The following is a 17,412-nucleotide window of genomic DNA, read 5'->3' as shown; positions in this document are numbered from 1 at the left end:
GGTGCCGCCCCCGGCCGGTTCGGTGGCGAGCCGGACGATCGCGTCGGTGCCCTCGGTGACGGTCTGCGGACCGCGGTGAGTTCCGCGGGGGTCAACGTGTCGCTCCGGCCTCCCGGCGGCCGCCCGGACGTCCGTCCCCGCTGCCGGACCCGCAGCTCGCTCAGCGCCCGCAGCGGAAACACCGGCCGGTGCGGTGGCGGCGCCCCTGGTGCCAGGGCCAGCCCCGGCATCCTGTCCGCGACGGCCTGTATCGCGACCTCCAGTTCCAGGCGCGCGAATCCGGCTCCGAGGCAGAAGTGGATGCCGTGTCCGAACGCCAGATGCGTGGCGGACCCACTGCCCGGACTGAACCCGGCCGGACACGCGTGGGCGCGACTGTCCCGGCCGGCCGCTCCGTACAGCAGCAGGAGCCGGCTCCCCGCGGCCAGGTGGACGTCGCCGACCACCACGTCATGGAGCGCGGTGCGGTACATGCCCGCCAGTGGACTGTCGAACCGCAGCCCCTCCTCGACGAGGTCCCGCGTGGCGATCGTGCCGTCGACCACCGCGGCCCAGCCGCCGGGTGACCGGAGCTGCTGGAAGACGATCGTGCCCAGCGCCTCCGCACACGTCATGTGTCCGGCGAAGATCAGCGTGGGGACCTGGACGGCGACCTCGTCGGCGGTGAGCGTGTTGCCCGCCCTGCCGTGGTGGAGCAGTTCACTGATCAGGTCGTCCTGCGGCGAGGCGAGCCGCTCCTGCACGAGCGACCTGGCGAACGCTCCGAACTCCATCAGGCCACGGGCGTACTCCCGCAGCCAGTCAGGATCGGTGTAGCTCTGCAGCATCATGAGTTCGATGCGTTGCTCGGACCAGGTGCGGCAGCGGTCGACGTACTCGTCCGGGATCCCGAGGCGCCGGCAGATCACCTCCAGCGAGTACGGAACGGCGAACTCCGTGATGAAGTCGAACTCCGTCGAGACCGCGGTCCGTTCGGCGAGGTCGGCGGCGATCGCCCGGACCGTCGGTGCGAACGCCCTGACCCTGGCGGGCGTGAACCCGATGTTGAGCACCTCCCTGATCCGGGCGTGCTCGGGAGGGTCGAGCGAGCCGACGGCCAGCGCACCGGCACCGCGCCACGTCCGGAGCATCCGACTCACATCCTCGGGCAACTCGACCGAGGAACGGGGGTTGTGGTCGCGAGCCGAGAAGTTCCGGTCGTCCCGCAGCACGGCAACCATGTCCTCGCGCCGGGTGACACACCACGCGTCGAGCAGCGGCGCATAGAACACCGGCTCCGTCTCCACGATGTCGGCCAGATAGGAATACGGGTCGTCGCGATGTGCGCCGTACGGGTCGAACGGCCTGCCTTCATGTAATTGCCCAGAATCGACTGACACAGGCATTCCGCCTCTCAACCTTTCGGTGAACAATTCCCGGCGGTGATCGGTCGCGTTCGGCCTGGTGCCGCCCGGCGGCCACCACTCCGCAGGGTAGTCTAATCCAGACCTTGCACCGTGTTCTTTGGGGTTTTTCCTAAAGTCGAAGACGCCCACCCTGCGTCGTTGACACGACAGGGGAGGTCGTTCAGGATGGCGGTCGAACGTTCAGGCACATTCCACCGAGCGGCATATCCGGCACGGTGATTTCCAGTGGTGCAATTCGCGAACCCCATGCGCGTCGGTTCTGACCAGTAATCGGGATGGCGTGCGACCGGAGGAAAATCTCGATGAGCGCACTCGACACCTCGTCGACCGGGGTTCGTACCACCCTGTCGCTGTTCGACCGCATCGTCCCTCGCACCCCATGACCCGACCGACCTGCCGCCGGCCGGCAGGTGCGCCTTCCTCATTCCCCGACGGACACCGCGGCGACGGCTCCCGTACGTCGTGATCGTCTTCGACATGGTGGTCCGAACCTCGATTCCGGCGGAGGCCGTCAGTGAGTACCCCAGCCCAACTGCCCTTCGAGCAGACGCACGTGCTGCATCTCGCGCCCGGGCTGCGCACGCTCCAGTCGCAGGGCGCGATCCATCGCATTCGTACCGCCGAAGGCGACGAGGCATGGCTGGTCACCTCTCATGCCCGGGTGCGGCAGCTGCTCGACGACGACCGGCTCAGCCGCTCGAATCCCGATCCGCGGGCCGCGGCGAAGGACAGCGGGTCCGCGCTGCTCGCCGGCCTGCTGGGCGACTTCGCCACCGACCACGCCCGGCTGCGTGCGCTGCTCGAACCGCACTTCGCACCCGAGCGGATGCTGGCACTGCGCCCCTACGTCGAAAAACTGACCGGACAGCTCCTGGACACCATGGCCGGGCAGAAGCCTCCCGTGGACCTGCGGCAGGCATTGGCGCTGTCGTTGCCGATTCAGGTGATGTGCGAGTGGCTGGGCGTACCCCAGGAGGACAAGGACCGGTTCGGCGGCTGGACCCAGGACGCCGCCCACGTCGGGGACCCGGCCAGGTCCCGGCAGGGGCTGGGTGAGCTGTTCGCCTATTGCAGGCGACTAGTCGCCGACAAACGGCAAAATCCGGGCGATGACGTGATCTCCAGGATCTGCGCGACCGAGGGGATCGACGACAACGAGGTCCTCGGGCTGACGGCGCTGTTGCTGTTCGGTGGCTACGAGACGACGGTGGCCCGGATCGGCACCTGTGTGACGCTGTTGCTGGCCGACCGCGAGCAGTGGCAGGCGCTGCTGGACGACCCGAGCCTCGTTCCCGGCGCCGTCGAGGAAACCCTGCGGATGTCGATGCCGAACCCGCACAACGGCGGTATGCCCCGTTACGCGCTGACGGACTTCGAGCTCGACGGGGTCACCGTCCGGACCGGCGACCTGGTGCTGCTGAACATCATCGCGGCCAACCACGACGAGACGGCCTTCACCGACGCCGGCCGGCTCGATGTCAGGCGCGACACCACGGACAGCCTCGTGTTCGGACACGGCGCGTACCACTGCGTCGGCGCGACGCTGGCCCGGATGCAGCTCCACGTCGTGGTCGGCCAACTCGTCGCGCGCTTCCCGACCCTGCGTCTGGCCGTCGGTGTGCAGGAGCTGAGCCTGCGCCACGACACGCTGATCGGCGGGTTGGTCCACCTTCCGGTGACTTGGTGATCGGATCCTGATGCTGCACAAGATATCCACAGACGTCGTCACGAAGAGCCCCACCTCGGTCCGGGCCTACCTGCTGTTGATGCGCCTGGACAGGCCCACGGGCTACGTCCTCTATCTGCTTCCGGGACTGTGGGCCGCCGTCCTCGCCTCCGGTCGACGCCCCGACCTCCTGGCGCTGGTGGTGCTCGCCGTCGCCGCGGTGCTGGTGCGCGGCGCGGCCTGCGCGGTCAACGACGCGGTGGACCGCGACGTCGACGCCCGAGTCGCCCGCACCGTGACCCGCCCGGTCGCGTCGGGGACCATCAGCGTCGGGAACGCACTCCTGTTCGCCGCCGCGCAGGCCGTCGTCGCGCTGCTGGTCCTGGCGGTCGTGAACGTGGAGACGGTTCTGGTCGCCGCGGCCTCGTACCCGTTGATCGTCGCGTACCCCTTCATGAAACGCGTCTTCTTCTGGCCCTCGGCCTTCCTTGCGTTGGTCATGAGCGTCTACGTGCTGATCGGCTGGACGGCGGCGACCGGGAGCCTGCACTACCCACTGGCGGTGTACGGCCTGTACGCCGGCGCGGCCTTCTGGACCCTGATCCACGACGCGATCTACTCCCATCAGGACAAGGAGTACGACCGGGACATCGGTGTCAAGTCCTCCGCGCTGCTGTTCGGCAAGGCCACCAAGGCATGGCTGGCGGTATTCGTCGCGCTCAGCGTCGGCGGCGTCTGGTGGGCCGGTTCCCGGATGTCGATGGGGTGGGCGTTCTACCTGATTGTCGTGATCGCGGGGATCTTCCTGTCCTCTCTGCTCGTACGCGTGGACCTGGATGATCCGACGTCGTGCTGGAACGCCTTCGTCGCCAACACCTACTACGGCTGGATCCTGCTCGCGGGCGTGCTGGCGGGGCAGTTCACATGAACGAGGAGCTGCGTGTGTCAGATTCGATGTGGCAGGGGAGCGGCGTCGACCTGGACGCCTACCTGACCCGTGTCGGTTACCGGGGCGACATGGCCGCGGACCTCGCCACGCTGCGGGGCCTGCACGCCGCCCACGTCGACGCGATCGCCTTCGACAACCTCGACCCGCTGCTCGGGCGCACGGCGGTGCCGCTGGACCTGGACAGCGTCCAGGACAAGATCGTGCGGCAGGGCCGCGGCGGCTGGTGCCTGGAACAGGTCGTCCTGATGGCGGCCGTGCTGGACCGGATCGGCTTCACGTTCTCGGCGCTCGCGGGAAGAACACGGATCCGCACCGGGAGCAGATTCGGTCCCGCGCTCCACGTCGCCCTGTCGGTGGAACTCGACGACGAACGCTGGCTCTTCGACGTGAGTTTCGGTGCGTACGGGCCGCACGCCCCCATCCGCCTCGCCGAGCACGCGCGACTGGAGGGCGACTGGCCCTTCGACCTGGTGCGGGAAGCGAACGGTGAACACGTGCTGCGGTTCCTGCGCCCCGAAGGGCCGGTGGAGCTCTACGGCTTCACCACCGACGCACGGTATCCGTCGGACTTCGAACTCCTCAACCACTTCTGCCTCACGCATCCGCGCTCGCCGTTCAACCACCGGATGGTCCTCCAGCGCACCCGGCCCGACGTGAGGCACCTCCTCGCCGGCAGCACACTCACGGAAATACGTCCCGCGGAGCCGGCGACCACCAGGGAACTCGACAGGGACGAACTGCTCGCCGCGCCCGCGGAGATCTTCGGAATCACCCTGGAACCGGGCGACGTCCAAGCGCTCTCGAAGATCCTGGACGGTCCGTGATGCGTACCCTGCTGCTGGACAACTACGACTCGTACACCTTCAACCTGTACCAGCTGATCGCCGGCATCAACGGCCTGGAGCCGGTCGTCATGGTCAACGACGACCCGGCCCTGTCCACCCTGCGGCTGGAGGACTTCGACAACATCGTGGTCTCACCCGGCCCCGGACGACCGCAGAACCCCCGCGACGCCGGCCTCGTCGGCGACCTGCTGCGCCGCGCCACCCTGCCCGTGCTGGGCGTCTGCTTCGGCCATCAGCTGATCGCGCACCTGGCCGGGGCGCCGGTGGTCGCCGCGCCCGAACCGAGACACGGGCACCTCGCCAAGGTCACCCACGAGGGAGATCCGCTGTTCGCCGGGGTTCCGCGGGAGTTCGTCGCGGTCCGCTACCACTCGCTGTGCGTGCAGGAACCCCTGCCCGAGGAACTCGTCGCCACCGCGTGGGCGGACGACGGTGTGCTCATGGCATTGCGTCACCGTCAGCTGCCGCAGTGGGGCGTGCAGTTCCACCCGGAGTCCGTCGCTTCCCAGTACGGGCGTGAGATCCTGCAGAACTTCGCCGACCTGACCCGCCGGACGCGGCATGGACAACGCCCGTCCGTCACCGTCACCGCCACCGACCCCGCACTGTCCGACGACACGCCCGGCGCGGTCGGGGGACTGGGGATCGTCAGCACGGTCGTGTCGACCGCCGCCGATTCCGAGGCCGTTTTCCGCACGTTCTTCGACGACGCCCCGTACTGCTTCTGGCTGGACAGCAGCCGGGTGGAGAAAGGCCTGTCGCGGTTCTCGTTCCTCGGCGACACCTCGGGTCCGCTCAGCGAGGTGCTGACCTACCGCACCGGCAGCGGGGCCGTGGAAGTACGCGATGCGAACGGCGTCCGCCTCGTCGGTGGCAGCGTGTTCGACGTCCTCGAACAACGGCTGCGCGCGCGGCGCGTCCCCGACACGGACCTGCCGTTCGACCTGACCGGTGGCTACGTCGGCTACTTCGGCTACGAACTCAAGGCCGAGTGCGGGTCCACGGCCCGTCACACCGCCGAGACCCCGGACGCCGTCTGGATGTTCGCCGACCGCGTCGTCGCGGTCGACCACCAGGAGGGACTGACCTACCTGGTGGCCGTCCACGACGAGCGGACCCGGCACGACGCGCAGGAGTGGGTGGACCGGACGGCCGCGCTCCTGACGGCCCTGGACCCGGCCGACGCCGAGCCGCCCGCCGACCCTGCCGCAGGTCCCCCCGCGCAGGCCGAGGAGCACCTCGGCCGCGACCGCGACCAGTACCTGGCCGACATCGCGGAGTGCCGGCGGCAGCTGAGGCGGGGCGAGAGCTACGAGATCTGCCTGACCAACAAGGTGCACCTGCCGTTCCATGACGACGACACCTCCTTCTACCTGAGGCTGCGCCGGGCGAACCCGGCACCGTACGCCGCGCTCCTGCGCCTCGGCGACGTCACGGTCTTCAGCTCCTCGCCGGAGCGGTTCCTGCGTGTCGAGAGAGACCGCACGGTGACCAGCAAGCCGATCAAGGGCACGGCCCCTCGCGACGCCGATCCCGTGCGCGACGCCGAGCTGGCCGCCACCCTCGCCTCCAGCGCCAAGACGCAGGCCGAGAACCTGATGATCGTCGACCTGCTCCGCAACGACCTGGGCCGGGTGTGCGAGGTGGGAAGCATCGAGGTCGACCCGTACCTGGCCGTCGAGAGCTACGAGACCGTGCACCAACTGGTCTCCACGGTGCGCGGACGACTCGCCGACGGGGTGAGCGCGATGGACTGCGCCCGGCAGTGCTTCCCCGGCGGCTCGATGACCGGAGCGCCGAAGCTGCGCACCATGGAGATCATCGACGGCCTGGAGACGGAGGCCAGGGGTGTCTACTCCGGTGCCCTCGGCTACTTCGGCCTCTCCGGCGGCACCGACCTGAACATCGTGATCCGCACCGCGGTCCGCGTCGGTGACCGGCTGACCATCGGAGCCGGCGGAGCGATCGTGCTCGACTCCGACCCGGACGACGAGTACCAGGAGATGCTGCTCAAGGCGGCCGCCTCGCTCCGCGCCTGGCGTGCGCCGACCGTGTCGTACCTGAGCGGCCCTGGGCGGTGAACACGGTGGCGGGCACAGCGACGGGGACAGCGCCGGGCCAGGGCGTCCGCCGGTGGTGGGACGCCGACGGCGGATGGTCGCCGGCCGGGGCCGCCGGGAGGGTGCTGGTCGCCGACTCCTGGCTCGTGGACGAGGGACGGGTGCGGGGACTCGACCGCCACGCCGGACGCTTCGGTTCGGCCTGTCCCCGGTTCTCCGGACCGCCGGCGGACACCACGGACCGGTTCCTGCGCGCGGTCGCCGCGTCACTGCCCGCCCGAGGCCGATGGTTTCCCCGCGTCGAACTCGTGGCGACCGGGCCGGGAACACGGCTGCGGATGTGGCTGCGTCCAGCGCCACCGCGCACCGCGACCGTCCGGCTGTGGACCGCGGCGGGACCCGACCGACGCCGGCTGCCGACCGTCAAGGGCGCCGACCTCGACCACCTGGCCGCCCTGCGCGCCGCCGCGGTCGCGGCGGGAGCCGACGAGGCGCTGCTGGTCTCGCCGGAAGGCCACGTGCTCGAAGGGGCGACCACGAGCGTCGTCTGGTGGCGGGACGGCACGCTGTGCGGGCCACCCCCCGGTCCCCGCCTGCTTCCCGGCATCACCCGAGCCCTGCTCGGCGAACTCGTCGGCACGGCAGGCCACCAGGTCGTCACCGAGCAGGCCACCGCCGCGGAGCTCGCCGGCGTACCCGTCTGGACGCTGAACGCCCTGCACGGCATCAGGCCGGTCACCGAGGGCCTGGGCCGGTTCCAGGACACGGACGTCGCGACGGCCGAACACTGGCAGTCCCGCCTGGCCGCGCTCGCCGTCCCGGCCGGCGCCGCCCTGATTCCCGTGGTGAACCCATGAGGGAGGTCTCCCGATGACCGCGGCACGCGAAGAGCCCGCCTACGAGCGCGACCTGCTGGTGCAGCTGACGCGCCGCTGGGGGAAGCGGGTGGCCGTCAAGAAGGACGAGCTCGACCTCGACGGTCACTTCGACACGGCGCTGCCGGACTTCCCCGAACGCCTCGTCCCGGTGCTGTCCCTGCCGGGCGCCGACCGGCTCGACCGGGACGCCCGCGAACGCATCCTGTCCGCGGCGTGGATCTCCTACAACGCCAAGACCGCGGCCATCGAGGACGAGATCATCCTGCCGGCCTGCCGGCTCATGCTCCAGGAACGGATCCCCGTCCGCCGCGACGACGTCGCCGTCGACGCCCTGCACCAGACGATCATCGACGAGCACTACCACATCCTGATGTGCCACAACGCCGTCGGCGTCACCCGCAGGCGGCGCGACCTGGCGGACCTGAGGTTCGCGCCGGACGTCTGGTCGGTCGTCCAGGGGCGGGACGCGGTCCGCGCCGGGCTGTCCGGGTTCGACCGCGACATCGTCGACATCGCGTTCTCCCTGGCCGCGGAGACGACCATCAGCGGATTCCTCTCCGCGCTCGCCACCGCCCAGGAGATCCAGCCGATGAACCGGATCACCACGGATCTGCACCGGCGGGACGAGGGCGGCCACGCGGTCGTGTTCCGCGAGTTGTGCGGCTCGCTCTACCGGAACCTGGACGGCGCACAGCAGCGGATGTTCCGCGAAGCACTCGTCGACGGACTGGCCGCGTTCCGCTCCGCGGACCTGGAACCCTGGGTGACCGTGGCGGCCCAGGGCGGCCTGGACGTCGACACCGGTCAGCTGGGCGAGTGGGCCGCTTCCCGTCCCGTACCCGCGCGGGACACCGGACCGTTGCAGCTGCTGCTCGACGACCTGGGCATCAGCCACGACCTCGTCGAGACGGTCCGGCGCTGACCGCCCCGCACCGCCCAGCCATGAGAAGCGGACGGAGACCATGGTGACCCGCACCGGCGAAGCCGCCGCGCACTGGCGCACACGCGTCGCCCACCAGCGGCCGGAGTGGCCCAGCCCGGCCGAACTCGGTTGCGTGGTGGACCACCTCGCAGCCCAGGCCCCCTTGGTCACGCCAGAGGAATGCGAAAGGCTCACCGAACGACTCGCCCAGGTGGCAGCCGGCGGAGCGTTCCTGTTCCAGGGGGGCGACTGCGCCGAACGCTTCGACCTCCTCTCCACGCAGGCGATACACGGCAAACTGCGCCTCCTCCAGCAGGTGGCCGTGATCCTGGCGCACGCGTCCGCGGGGCCGGTGGTCACGGTGGGCCGGATCGCCGGACAGTACGCGAAGCCCAGGTCCCGGCCGACCGAGACGGTCGACGGCCGCACGCTGCCCGTCTACCGCGGCGACGCGGTGAACGGCACCGGCTTCAGCCAGGCCGAACGACGGCCGGACCCGGCCCGGCTCCTTCGGATGTACGACGCCTCACGCCACACCCTGGACGTCCTGCGCGACTTCACCCGCGACGGCACCGACCTGCACCGACTCCACCAGGAGAACCAGGACTTCGTCTCCCGCTCGCCCGTCGGTCAACGCTACGGAGCGCTGGCCGGCCGCATCGGCAACGCACTGTCCTCCCAGGGCGCGCACGACGGCCAAACACCCGGCGGCAGGGAGGTGTTCGCCAGCCACGAAGGACTGCTGCTCGACTACGAGGCCGCACTGACCCGCCGTCACCCGCGAACCGGCCGCAGATACGCGGGGAGCGGCCACATGCTGTGGATCGGCGACCGCACCAGACAGCTCGACGGCGCCCACGTCGCCTACTTCGCGACCATCGACAACCCGATCGCGGTGAAACTGGGCCCTGCCGGCACCCCCGCGCAGGCACTGGCGCTGATCGACCGCCTCGACCCCGATCGGCGGCCGGGCCGCCTGACGTTCATCGTGCGCATGGGAGCGCACCGGGTGCGGGACCTGCTGCCGGAGCTCGTGGAGAAGGTCACCGCTTCCGGCGCGCCGGTGGTGTGGGTATGCGATCCGATGCACGGCAACACCTTCGAGGCGCCCGGCGGACACAAGACCAGACGGTTCGACGACATCCTCGCCGAGGTCACCGGCTTCTTCGAGGTGCACCGGGCACTGGGCACCCACCCGGGCGGCCTGCACGTGGAGCTGACCGGCGAGGACGTGACCGAGTGCGTCGGCGGTGGCGCCGCACTGGGTTTCGACGATCTGCACCGCAGGTACGAGTCGGCGTGCGACCCGCGCCTCAACGGCGACCAGGCGCTCGACCTGGCTTTCCAGGTCGCGGAGTTGTTCACCCCCGGAACGTCCGGCGCCGTGACGCCGGACGCAGCGGTGAGTGCCGCGGCCTGGACCGGACCTCAGTGATCGCTTCCTCAGCGCAGTGTCCTGGCCATGCCGACCCGCTCGGCCGCGTCCCCAGATCCGCTCGTCGCCCTGCTCCCGGGGCTGCCCCATCGGTGTCGTCCCGGCAAACTGGCTGGAACTGGCTTCTGGGCAGGTCACCGGCCGCAGCGGCGCACCCGGCAGCTCGAGGGGAGGCCGCGAGCGGAGACCACGAGGAGAGACCTGGCTCGCCCGCGCACGGCCTCGGGGCAACGGCGCCGACGGCCCGCGCGGGACGCACAAACAGTGAACCGGACTGCCTGTCCCTGCTTGCCCCGCAGCGCGTGGTGGAGTGTCAACTGCCGTGCTGACGGCGTAAGTCGCTCACGGTCGCGCCGAACTCGCGTTTCAGGGCTCTGCCCAGGTGTTTCACGTCGTGCATTCCCCACTTGGCCGCGATCGCGGCCGTGGAGACGCCGGAGCAGGCCGGGGCGACCAGGTCGAGACGGATCCGCAGCAGGCGTTCATGCCGGACCCAAGCGGCGAACGTCCGGTCACTGCCCTTGAAGAGGGAGTGGAGGTGACGGACGGAGATACGGTGCAGGCGCGCGACGCGCTCCGCGCTGAGATGGGGATCGCTCAGGTGGGCCAGCACGTAGGCCCGGATGCGGTCGACGAGACCACTGGTGACAGAGGTCCGCTCGGGACTCGTGTCGGCGAACGCTGCGAGGAGGAGCGCGGTGAGGGCGTCGGCCAGATGCGCCCGAGCCGCATCGTCCTGGACGCCGCCGCCGTCGACCGTGGACAGGGCGTGACCGAGGAGCCCACCGATCCCGTCCTGCGCCGAGATGGGGCGTGCGGTGCGTCTGCTGACGGAGTCCACGTGCCTGCCGAGACGTGCACGCGGTATGCACAACACGGTCATGTCGATCGGGCCCGCACCGACGAGCCGGTAGGGCCTGGTGTTGTCGCAGGCGAACAACTCGCCCGGCTTGACGGTCGTGACCCGGTCGTCCTGGACCGCGGTGAGCGGACCGTGGTGCTGGAGGTTGAAGTGCATCCACTCCACATCGCTCGAGGTGATGCTCCGATCGTCCCGAGTCACCGTCGCGGCAGTGGCCTTGATGTGAGCAATGACCGCCGGCCCCATGGCCACGTGGTTGACCACCGCTTCGAAACCCGGCGGGCCCGCGCAGGCGACCCGCAGTGGAGCGAACAAGTCCGAGGCGACCGTCTCGAACGCCTCCGTTCCTCGTAACCGGAGTCCTCCACAGTCTGGCATGACGAGCTGCCTCCTCGGCTGTCCAGCTTGAACGGGCACTGCGTCACGGGCCGCGCCGTGCACGAACTGGGGTGCCTCGGTGCACGTTTTGGTGCCCGGGAGCCGCGGCTTGCTCCTACGGTCGTCAACAGCGGTGCACACGGCCGGCCGTAGCGGCCGAGGAGCGACATGAGCCACTGTGCCGCGAACCCACCACGTGGACAACTCAGTTCGTCGGAAGCCGGCCCCATGTGGCCGGTTCGGTCACGGTCATGCGCCCCAGCGCGCCTGTGTCTGCCTGGAAGGTGAATGATGATCAAACATGCTGTGGGCCGGGGCCTCGCCGGACTCGTTGCCGCCGTCGGTCTGCTCACCGTCACCTCAGGTGTCGGCCACGCCGAGCAGGCAGACGTCGTGAGACCGGGCGTTGCCGCGCCCAGCTATGACGTCGTTCCGTACAAGGACGCCGACGTCCTCAGTCTCCCGGGCAAACGCGGGGTCCACGTCGCCACCCTGTCGGCGGGCAGGCCCTATCCGGCCTGGTGCTGGGTCGTCGGCGATGTGGTGTTCGATCACGGGTCGAGCAGCGACATCTGGATCGTCTTCGCCAATGGCTACGTCAGCGCCCTCTACTTCGACGGGGGCGAGTACGGGGGCCTGCCGCCCGAAGCCCGCTGCTGACGACCTGCACCTCGACCGCGCCCGGCCCACGTGTGTGCAGCGTCCGGAGAAAAAGATCAACTGCCGCTACAGCGCCTTGCGTTGCGACACAATTGAAGGAGAAGCAACATGCGTCCTCGTTTCCTCACATCGGCCATGCTCGCGGCTCTGGCGACGGCGGGGCTCATGGTCGCCGCCCCGCAAGCCCTGGCCGCCCCGCAGGTGCCCCATTCGCCGGCGTCGGCGTCCACGTACAACCTCACGACCGTCATCGACCAGTGGACCCACTGGAGCCCGGACGCCAACACCTCGTCCCATGCGGGCACCCTTTACCGCGGCACCAGCTACTTCTACTGCTGGACGTATGGCGCCACCTACTCCAACAACGGCCACACGGACAACGTGTGGCTCAGGACCGACGACGACACCGGGAACCGGGGTGTCTACGTGAGCGACGTCAACCTCGACCTCTGGGGCTGGCAGCACGACCAGCAGGTCCTGCCGCAGTGCTGAGATCAGTGCCCCGGACTTGATCCGTCCCTCGCCGCCCCCCCTTCGCGGGCGGCGAGGGACGTCGGCGTGGATGGCTTCAGGTGGTCGACCGCAGGCCGTACGAGGCCGTCGCGCTCACCTGCCGGACTGTGACAGGGCCAGCTGGTCCTTGACCCAGGGATCGAACACCGCCAGTCGATGGGCCGCCGAAGGGTAGAACGCCGCCAGCTGATCAGCGATCCACGGATCCGTGGGCTGCCGTGCGGGACCGTGCCCCTTGGCGCCGGCCGGGACGCCGGCTGTGGCACCGGTGACCGGGTGGTGGTCGCCGACCTGGGAGGTGGCCGCCATTGCCGAGCCGCCACCGACCAGTACGACGCCGCAGGCGAGCGCAGCACCAACGGCTGCGCCGGTGATCCGTCGCGTCAACTTCATGCTCTTCTCCTCCTGGCTCCGTCCGGCCTTCGCGATCGCCGTGCGAGGGGAGCCGTGCGGCGATTCGGAAGCATTCGTTCCGGTTGGTGTGTCTACCCCGCCGTGCTCCGCGCACACCTGATGCCCGCGACGGCGCATCCACTTCCGGGGTGGTTCGGGAATGAAGGGCGAGGGTTCGGGCCGATGTGCCCGTTCGAGCGCCCGCCGACGCGAGGGATACGGGAGGCGGCGCGCTCCCGGGCCCCTGCGCGGCGGTGCACGGGGCCCGGTCCGAAAGCCCTGGGAACCACATTCGCCCTGGTCGAACGCTCGCTGACCCAGGCGGGACCACGAGCGCCCGGCATCGTCCAGCGGGCCCGGCTCCGGACCGGGAACCAAACGGGAACGGGGGCGGAGAAGGTGGCGGCTGACGGACAGCGGCGGGGTCCGGTGCCGCCGCTTCGTCGTTCCTGGTCTCGTTCCAGCAACCCAGCACCCCAGAAACCGTTCGGGAGACTCGTATGCACCCCCTGTTGCGTGTCAGTGAGGAAGTCGGTGACGCGTTGGCCGAGAACCGGCCCGTCGTCGCCCTGGAATCGACGGTGATCGCGCACGGCCTGCCGTATCCGCAGAACGTGGAGACGGCGCTCGCCATCGAGAAGGCGGTGCGGGACTCGGGTGCCGTGCCGGCGACGGTGGGGCTGGACGGCGGCCGGTTCACCGTGGGCATGTCGCCCGACGACATGGAGCGCTTCGCGGCCGGTACCGGGGTGCCGAAGGTGTCCAGCCGGGACGTCGGTGTGGTGCTGGCGGGCTGCGGGCTGGGGGCGACCACGGTGGCGTCGTCCCTCGTGGCCGCCGATCTCGCCGGCATTCCGTTCTTCTCCACGGCGGGGATCGGCGGCGTCCACCGGGGCGCGGCCGAGAGCTTCGACGTCTCCGCCGACCTCGTGCAGTTCACCCGGAGCAGGGTGGCCGTGGTGTGTGCCGGCGCCAAGAGCATCCTCGACCTGGGACTCACCCTGGAGTACCTGGAGACGCTGGGCGTACCGGTGATCGGCTACCGCTTCGACGACTTCCCCGCCTTCTACTGCCGCTCCAGCGGCCTGCGCGTGCCGCAGCGGCTCGACGACCCCGGTGACGTCGCGCGGGCGCTGCGGATGCACTGGGCGGCGGGTCTGCCGGGAGGCGCGCTGGTCACCGCGCCCATCAGCGAGGAGCACGCCCTGGACGGGGACCTGATGGAGGGGGTGATCCAGGAGGCGCTGCGTGCCGCCGAGCGGGACGGCGTGCGCGGTCCCGCCGCCACCCCCTACCTGATGAAGGCCGTCTCGCGGGCCACGGAGGGGCGCTCCGCCGCCGCCAACCGCGAGGTCCTCATCAGCACCGCCCGGCTCGCCGGACACCTCGCCGTCGCCTACGCGGCCACCGCCGCCGTGCCCGCGGAAGGAGTCGCGGCATGACCTCCGTGTTCGTCTTCGACATCGACGGCACCCTCGCCGACACGCCCGCCGCCATCGCGGAGCTGATCGGCGACGTGGTCCGCGACTTCGGCGCACGTCCCGGCCGCCGGGAGGTGCTGGCGACCGTGGGCAAGCCCCTGGAGGCCTCCCTCGCGAGGCTGCTGGGCACCGGCGTCCACGACGCCGTGACCGCCGAGGCAGCGGCGCGCTACCGCAGCCGCTTCGCCGTGGACGTGCTCAGCCGGGGGCCGGAACTCCTGCTGCCGGGCGTGGCCGAGGGGCTGGAACGGATGCGGGCGGCGGGACACCCGCTCGGTGTCGCCACCTCCAAGATCCACGCCAGCGCGCACGCGCTGCTGGACGCCACCGGAATCCTCGACAGGTTCGACACCGTCGTCTGCCACGACATGGTCGAACGCGGCAAGCCGCACCCCGACATGGCGCTGCGCGTCATGTCCGAACTGGGCGGCCGGCCCTCGCGCTCCTGGTACGTGGGCGACACGGTCACCGACGTGGAGATGGCGCGTGCCGCCGGGCTGCGGACGGTGGCGGTCTCCTACGGCGTCGACACCGCCGAGGCGCTCACGTCCGCCGGCGCCGACCACGTGGTGGCCGACTTCGCGACGGTCACCGACCTGCTGCTTCAGGGAGCGGCACCGTCCGGCGGGACCCGTACCGCGACCGGCATCGAGCTGACCGGAGTCCGCTCATGACCGTCCGGAGCGAAGAGACCACCGTCCCCGCCGCTCCCGCGGCCCCCACCCGGTTCACCGGCCGCATGGCGGCCGCGCTGCTGGCCCTGTCCATCGCCCAGTTCCTGGTGGCGCTCGACTACTCGATCATCTACGTGGCACTGCCCAGCATCGGAGCGGGACTGGACCTGGCCCCGGAACGACTGCAGTGGGTCGTGTCGGCGTATGCCGTCTTCTTCGCCAGTTTCCTCGTCGTCGGCGGCCGGGCGGCGGACCTGACCGGCCCGCGCCGGCTCTTCCTCGGTGCGCTGGCGCTGTTCGGCCTGGGCTCCCTCGCGGCCGGTCTGGCCGGGGACCAGTGGCTGCTGATCGCCTCCCGCGCCGCCCAGGGCATCGGCGCGGCCGCCCTGACACCGTCCATGCTGGCCCTGATCGGTGCCGCGTTCCCGGCGGGGAACGTGCGCTCCCGGGCGCTGGCGATCTGGGGCGCGATCGGCGCGGTCGGCCTCGCGGCGGGTGTGCTGATCGGCGGCGTGCTCACCTCGGCGCTGTCCTGGCGGTGGGTGTTCTTCGTGAACGTGCCGCTCATCCTGGTCACCGTCGCCCTCGCCCTTCGGGTGCTGCCGGCCGGCGCCCGCACCAGGGCTTCGGTCCGGAATCTCAACGTCCCCGGCGCGGCTCTGTTCACCGGGGCCGTCCTGTGCCTGGTGGCGGCGCTCAGCCAGGCCGCGGTGGACGGCTGGACCTCCGGGTCCTGCCTCGGGTGCCTGGCGGCCGCCGTCGCGCTGGCCGCGGCCTGGACGGCGTACGACCGGCGCCCGGCCGCCACCCCCCTCATCCCGCGGACGCTGCTGCGGGTGCGCTCGCTGGCGGGCGCGAGCGCGATGTCGGCGCTCTACATGGCGAGCGTGGGTGCCGAGTTCTTCCTGATCACCCTCTTCCTCCAGGACGTGTGGGGCTACGGTGCCCTGGAGGCGGGCATCGCCTTCCTGCCGCTGACGCTGAGCGTGGTGGCGGGCAACCTCGTCACCGGGAGGCTGGCGCAGCCCTGGGGCATCCGTCGTACCCTCGCCACCGGCTTCGCGGTCGGCGCCGCGGGACTGGCCCTGCTCGGCATCGGCACGAACGGCTCGGGCTACTGGACCGCCGTACTGCCCGGCCTGCTGGTCAGCGGCCTCGGTCAGGGCATGGCCTTCGCGGGCATGTACATCGGGGGCACGAAGGACGTACCGGACAGCGAGCAGGGCACCGCGTCCGCGGTGCTGACGACGACGCAGTACACGGGCGGGGCCATGGGCCTGGCGGTGCTGGTCCTCATGCTCGGTGACGCACCGGGCGACGCGGCGTTCGGCCGGGCCTACGCGCTCACCGCCGTACTCGCCCTGGTCGCCGCCGCGACCGCGCTGACGACGCTGTCCACCCGCGCCGGGGACGGCAGACCGGATGTCCGCGCCGAGGACGGCACGCCGGACGCCCGCGCCGAGGACGGCGGCCCGGACACCGGCGGCGAGCGATGACGCTGCCCAGGGTGATCGGTCCCGGCGCCGGCCCCCGCGCCGTCGTGGGCGGCACCGCCGTCTCGTTCCTGGTCACCGGGGACGACACGGCCGGCCGCTTCGGCCTCACCGAGCACCGGATCCCGCCCCGGGCCCCGGGGGCACCGCTGCACTTCCACAGCGAACTGACGGAGATGTTCTACGTGGCCGAGGGAGACGTACTGCTCACCCTCGGCACGGAACGGCGGGTGGCCACTCCCGGCACGTTCATGCTGGTGCCGCCCGGAACCACCCACGCCTTCGGCAACCCCGGCCCCGACCCGGCCACCCTGCTGGTCATGTTCACCCCCGACGGGGGCCGGGAGAAGTACTTCCGCGAACTGGGCGAGCTGCTCGACTCCTCGCCCGAGCCGACCCCGCAGATGTTGGAGGAACTGGCCCGCAGATTCGACCAGTTCCCGGCCTGAGGGCCACAACCGACCCACGCAGTGAGGAGAAGACCATGCCCGTCGTGACCGTGGACTGGTGGAAGGGCAACGACCGACAGAAACGAGCCGATCTCGTGCACGAGGTGACGGCCGCCGTGGCCCGGATCGCGGGATGCCCGGCAGCCGCCGTGACCGTCCTGGTGAGGGACGTCGAGCAAGATCACTGGGGGAGCGGGGGCGTGCTCGCCGACACACCGGCCGTGTCGCCCGCGGACCGGGCGCCGGTGCTCGTGGACCTCCCGCGCCAGGAGGCCGGTGCTCACTGAAATGACCATGCGCCTACGGTGGGTGGCCGACAGCAGCACGCTGTCGGCCACCCACCGTACG

Annotated in this window: 17 protein-coding genes; 14 read left to right on the top strand and 3 right to left on the bottom strand. The window is 70.7% G+C overall.

Going from position 1 to position 17,412, the window contains the following annotated elements:
* On the bottom strand, nucleotides 1–1,271 hold a 1,271-nt coding region (locus AB0958_RS16210), incomplete at its 3' end, for a cytochrome P450 (RefSeq protein WP_366891072.1).
* A gap of 649 nt (nucleotides 1,272–1,920) precedes the next feature.
* Between AB0958_RS16210 and AB0958_RS16205 the strand changes: the two genes are divergently transcribed.
* Genes AB0958_RS16205 through AB0958_RS16175 form a run of 7 tightly spaced genes read left to right on the top strand, consistent with a single transcriptional unit; the run spans nucleotide 1,921 to nucleotide 10,161 of the window.
* A complete protein-coding gene (locus AB0958_RS16205) occupies nucleotides 1,921–3,093 on the top strand; it encodes a cytochrome P450 (protein WP_366891071.1) in 1,173 nt (390 codons plus the stop codon).
* A gap of 10 nt (nucleotides 3,094–3,103) precedes the next feature.
* Entirely contained in the window at nucleotides 3,104–4,000 is an 897-nt protein-coding gene (locus tag AB0958_RS16200) for a 4-hydroxybenzoate octaprenyltransferase (RefSeq protein ID WP_366891070.1), read from the top strand.
* Nucleotides 4,001–4,014: 14 nt separating this feature from the next.
* The gene (locus AB0958_RS16195; RefSeq protein ID WP_366891069.1) at nucleotides 4,015–4,845 is read left to right on the top strand and encodes an arylamine N-acetyltransferase; all 831 of its coding nucleotides are present in this window, start codon (nucleotides 4,015–4,017) and stop codon (nucleotides 4,843–4,845) included.
* A complete protein-coding gene (gene pabB, locus AB0958_RS16190; RefSeq protein WP_366891077.1) occupies nucleotides 4,845–6,947 on the top strand; it encodes an aminodeoxychorismate synthase component I in 2,103 nt (700 codons plus the stop codon). The genes AB0958_RS16195 and pabB overlap by 1 nt, the downstream gene beginning before the upstream one ends.
* 5 nt (nucleotides 6,948–6,952) lie before the next feature.
* Nucleotides 6,953–7,783 carry an aminotransferase class IV gene (locus AB0958_RS16185; protein WP_366891068.1) on the top strand — a complete coding sequence of 277 codons (831 nt, stop codon included), beginning with the start codon at nucleotides 6,953–6,955 and terminating at the stop codon, nucleotides 7,781–7,783.
* Between the two features lie 13 nt (nucleotides 7,784–7,796).
* Nucleotides 7,797–8,726: a diiron oxygenase gene (locus AB0958_RS16180; protein ID WP_366891067.1), complete on the top strand. Its 930-nt coding sequence runs from the start codon at nucleotides 7,797–7,799 to the stop codon at nucleotides 8,724–8,726.
* Nucleotides 8,727–8,766: 40 nt separating this feature from the next.
* Entirely contained in the window at nucleotides 8,767–10,161 is a 1,395-nt protein-coding gene (locus AB0958_RS16175) for a 3-deoxy-7-phosphoheptulonate synthase class II (RefSeq protein WP_366891066.1), read from the top strand.
* Between the two features lie 313 nt (nucleotides 10,162–10,474).
* On the opposite strand, the gene AB0958_RS16170 is transcribed toward AB0958_RS16175, so the two are convergent.
* A complete protein-coding gene (locus tag AB0958_RS16170; protein ID WP_366891065.1) occupies nucleotides 10,475–11,338 on the bottom strand; it encodes a helix-turn-helix domain-containing protein in 864 nt (287 codons plus the stop codon).
* Between the two features lie 351 nt (nucleotides 11,339–11,689).
* Between AB0958_RS16170 and AB0958_RS16165 the strand changes: the two genes are divergently transcribed.
* Both AB0958_RS16165 and AB0958_RS16160 read left to right on the top strand, forming a co-directional pair.
* Nucleotides 11,690–12,061, top strand: a complete 372-nt coding sequence (locus AB0958_RS16165; RefSeq protein ID WP_366891064.1) for an SH3 domain-containing protein — start codon at nucleotides 11,690–11,692, stop codon at nucleotides 12,059–12,061.
* A 108-nt stretch (nucleotides 12,062–12,169) separates the two neighbouring features.
* Nucleotides 12,170–12,553: a hypothetical protein gene (locus tag AB0958_RS16160; RefSeq protein WP_366891063.1), complete on the top strand. Its 384-nt coding sequence runs from the start codon at nucleotides 12,170–12,172 to the stop codon at nucleotides 12,551–12,553.
* 114 nt (nucleotides 12,554–12,667) lie between these two features.
* Here the strand turns inward: AB0958_RS16160 and AB0958_RS16155 are convergent, their stop codons facing one another.
* A complete protein-coding gene (locus AB0958_RS16155) occupies nucleotides 12,668–12,967 on the bottom strand; it encodes a hypothetical protein (RefSeq protein WP_366891062.1) in 300 nt (99 codons plus the stop codon).
* A 500-nt stretch (nucleotides 12,968–13,467) separates the two neighbouring features.
* On the opposite strand from AB0958_RS16155, the gene AB0958_RS16150 reads away from it, so the two are divergent.
* Genes AB0958_RS16150 through AB0958_RS16130 form a run of 5 tightly spaced genes read left to right on the top strand, consistent with a single transcriptional unit; the run spans nucleotide 13,468 to nucleotide 17,351 of the window.
* Nucleotides 13,468–14,409 (top strand): pseudouridine-5'-phosphate glycosidase, encoded by a 942-nt coding sequence (locus AB0958_RS16150; protein WP_366891061.1) that lies wholly within the window; start codon nucleotides 13,468–13,470, stop codon nucleotides 14,407–14,409.
* Nucleotides 14,406–15,122 (top strand): HAD family hydrolase, encoded by a 717-nt coding sequence (locus AB0958_RS16145; RefSeq protein WP_366891060.1) that lies wholly within the window; start codon nucleotides 14,406–14,408, stop codon nucleotides 15,120–15,122. The genes AB0958_RS16150 and AB0958_RS16145 overlap by 4 nt, the downstream gene beginning before the upstream one ends.
* A complete protein-coding gene (locus tag AB0958_RS16140; RefSeq protein WP_366891059.1) occupies nucleotides 15,119–16,618 on the top strand; it encodes an MFS transporter in 1,500 nt (499 codons plus the stop codon). Before AB0958_RS16145 ends, AB0958_RS16140 begins: the two co-directional genes overlap by 4 nt.
* Entirely contained in the window at nucleotides 16,615–17,064 is a 450-nt protein-coding gene (locus AB0958_RS16135; protein WP_366891058.1) for a cupin domain-containing protein, read from the top strand. Before AB0958_RS16140 ends, AB0958_RS16135 begins: the two co-directional genes overlap by 4 nt.
* A gap of 35 nt (nucleotides 17,065–17,099) precedes the next feature.
* Nucleotides 17,100–17,351: a 4-oxalocrotonate tautomerase family protein gene (locus AB0958_RS16130; RefSeq protein WP_366891057.1), complete on the top strand. Its 252-nt coding sequence runs from the start codon at nucleotides 17,100–17,102 to the stop codon at nucleotides 17,349–17,351.
* Nucleotides 17,352–17,412: the final 61 nt, after the last annotated feature.

The organism is Streptomyces sp. NPDC006655, assembly GCF_040703965.1.
Classification (GTDB): Bacteria; Actinomycetota; Actinomycetes; order Streptomycetales; family Streptomycetaceae; genus Streptomyces.
Note: the sequence above shows the minus strand (reverse complement) of the source record. Positions and strands in the feature narration are given on the sequence as shown.

What these genes read in the sequence shown, in the direction of transcription:
- AB0958_RS16145 (WP_366891060.1), top strand. Translation starts at nt 14,406, where the DNA reads ATGACCTCCGTGTTCGTCTTCGACATCGACGGCACCCTCGCCGACACG.
- AB0958_RS16150 (WP_366891061.1), top strand. Translation starts at nt 13,468, where the DNA reads ATGCACCCCCTGTTGCGTGTCAGTGAGGAAGTCGGTGACGCGTTGGCC.
- AB0958_RS16155 (WP_366891062.1), bottom strand. Translation starts at nt 12,967, where the DNA reads ATGAAGTTGACGCGACGGATCACCGGCGCAGCCGTTGGTGCTGCGCTC.
- AB0958_RS16200 (WP_366891070.1), top strand. Translation starts at nt 3,104, where the DNA reads ATGCTGCACAAGATATCCACAGACGTCGTCACGAAGAGCCCCACCTCG.
- pabB (WP_366891077.1), top strand. Translation starts at nt 4,845, where the DNA reads ATGCGTACCCTGCTGCTGGACAACTACGACTCGTACACCTTCAACCTG.
- AB0958_RS16180 (WP_366891067.1), top strand. Translation starts at nt 7,797, where the DNA reads ATGACCGCGGCACGCGAAGAGCCCGCCTACGAGCGCGACCTGCTGGTG.
- AB0958_RS16175 (WP_366891066.1), top strand. Translation starts at nt 8,767, where the DNA reads ATGGTGACCCGCACCGGCGAAGCCGCCGCGCACTGGCGCACACGCGTC.
- AB0958_RS16165 (WP_366891064.1), top strand. Translation starts at nt 11,690, where the DNA reads ATGATGATCAAACATGCTGTGGGCCGGGGCCTCGCCGGACTCGTTGCC.
- AB0958_RS16130 (WP_366891057.1), top strand. Translation starts at nt 17,100, where the DNA reads ATGCCCGTCGTGACCGTGGACTGGTGGAAGGGCAACGACCGACAGAAA.
- AB0958_RS16160 (WP_366891063.1), top strand. Translation starts at nt 12,170, where the DNA reads ATGCGTCCTCGTTTCCTCACATCGGCCATGCTCGCGGCTCTGGCGACG.
- AB0958_RS16135 (WP_366891058.1), top strand. Translation starts at nt 16,615, where the DNA reads ATGACGCTGCCCAGGGTGATCGGTCCCGGCGCCGGCCCCCGCGCCGTC.
- AB0958_RS16140 (WP_366891059.1), top strand. Translation starts at nt 15,119, where the DNA reads ATGACCGTCCGGAGCGAAGAGACCACCGTCCCCGCCGCTCCCGCGGCC.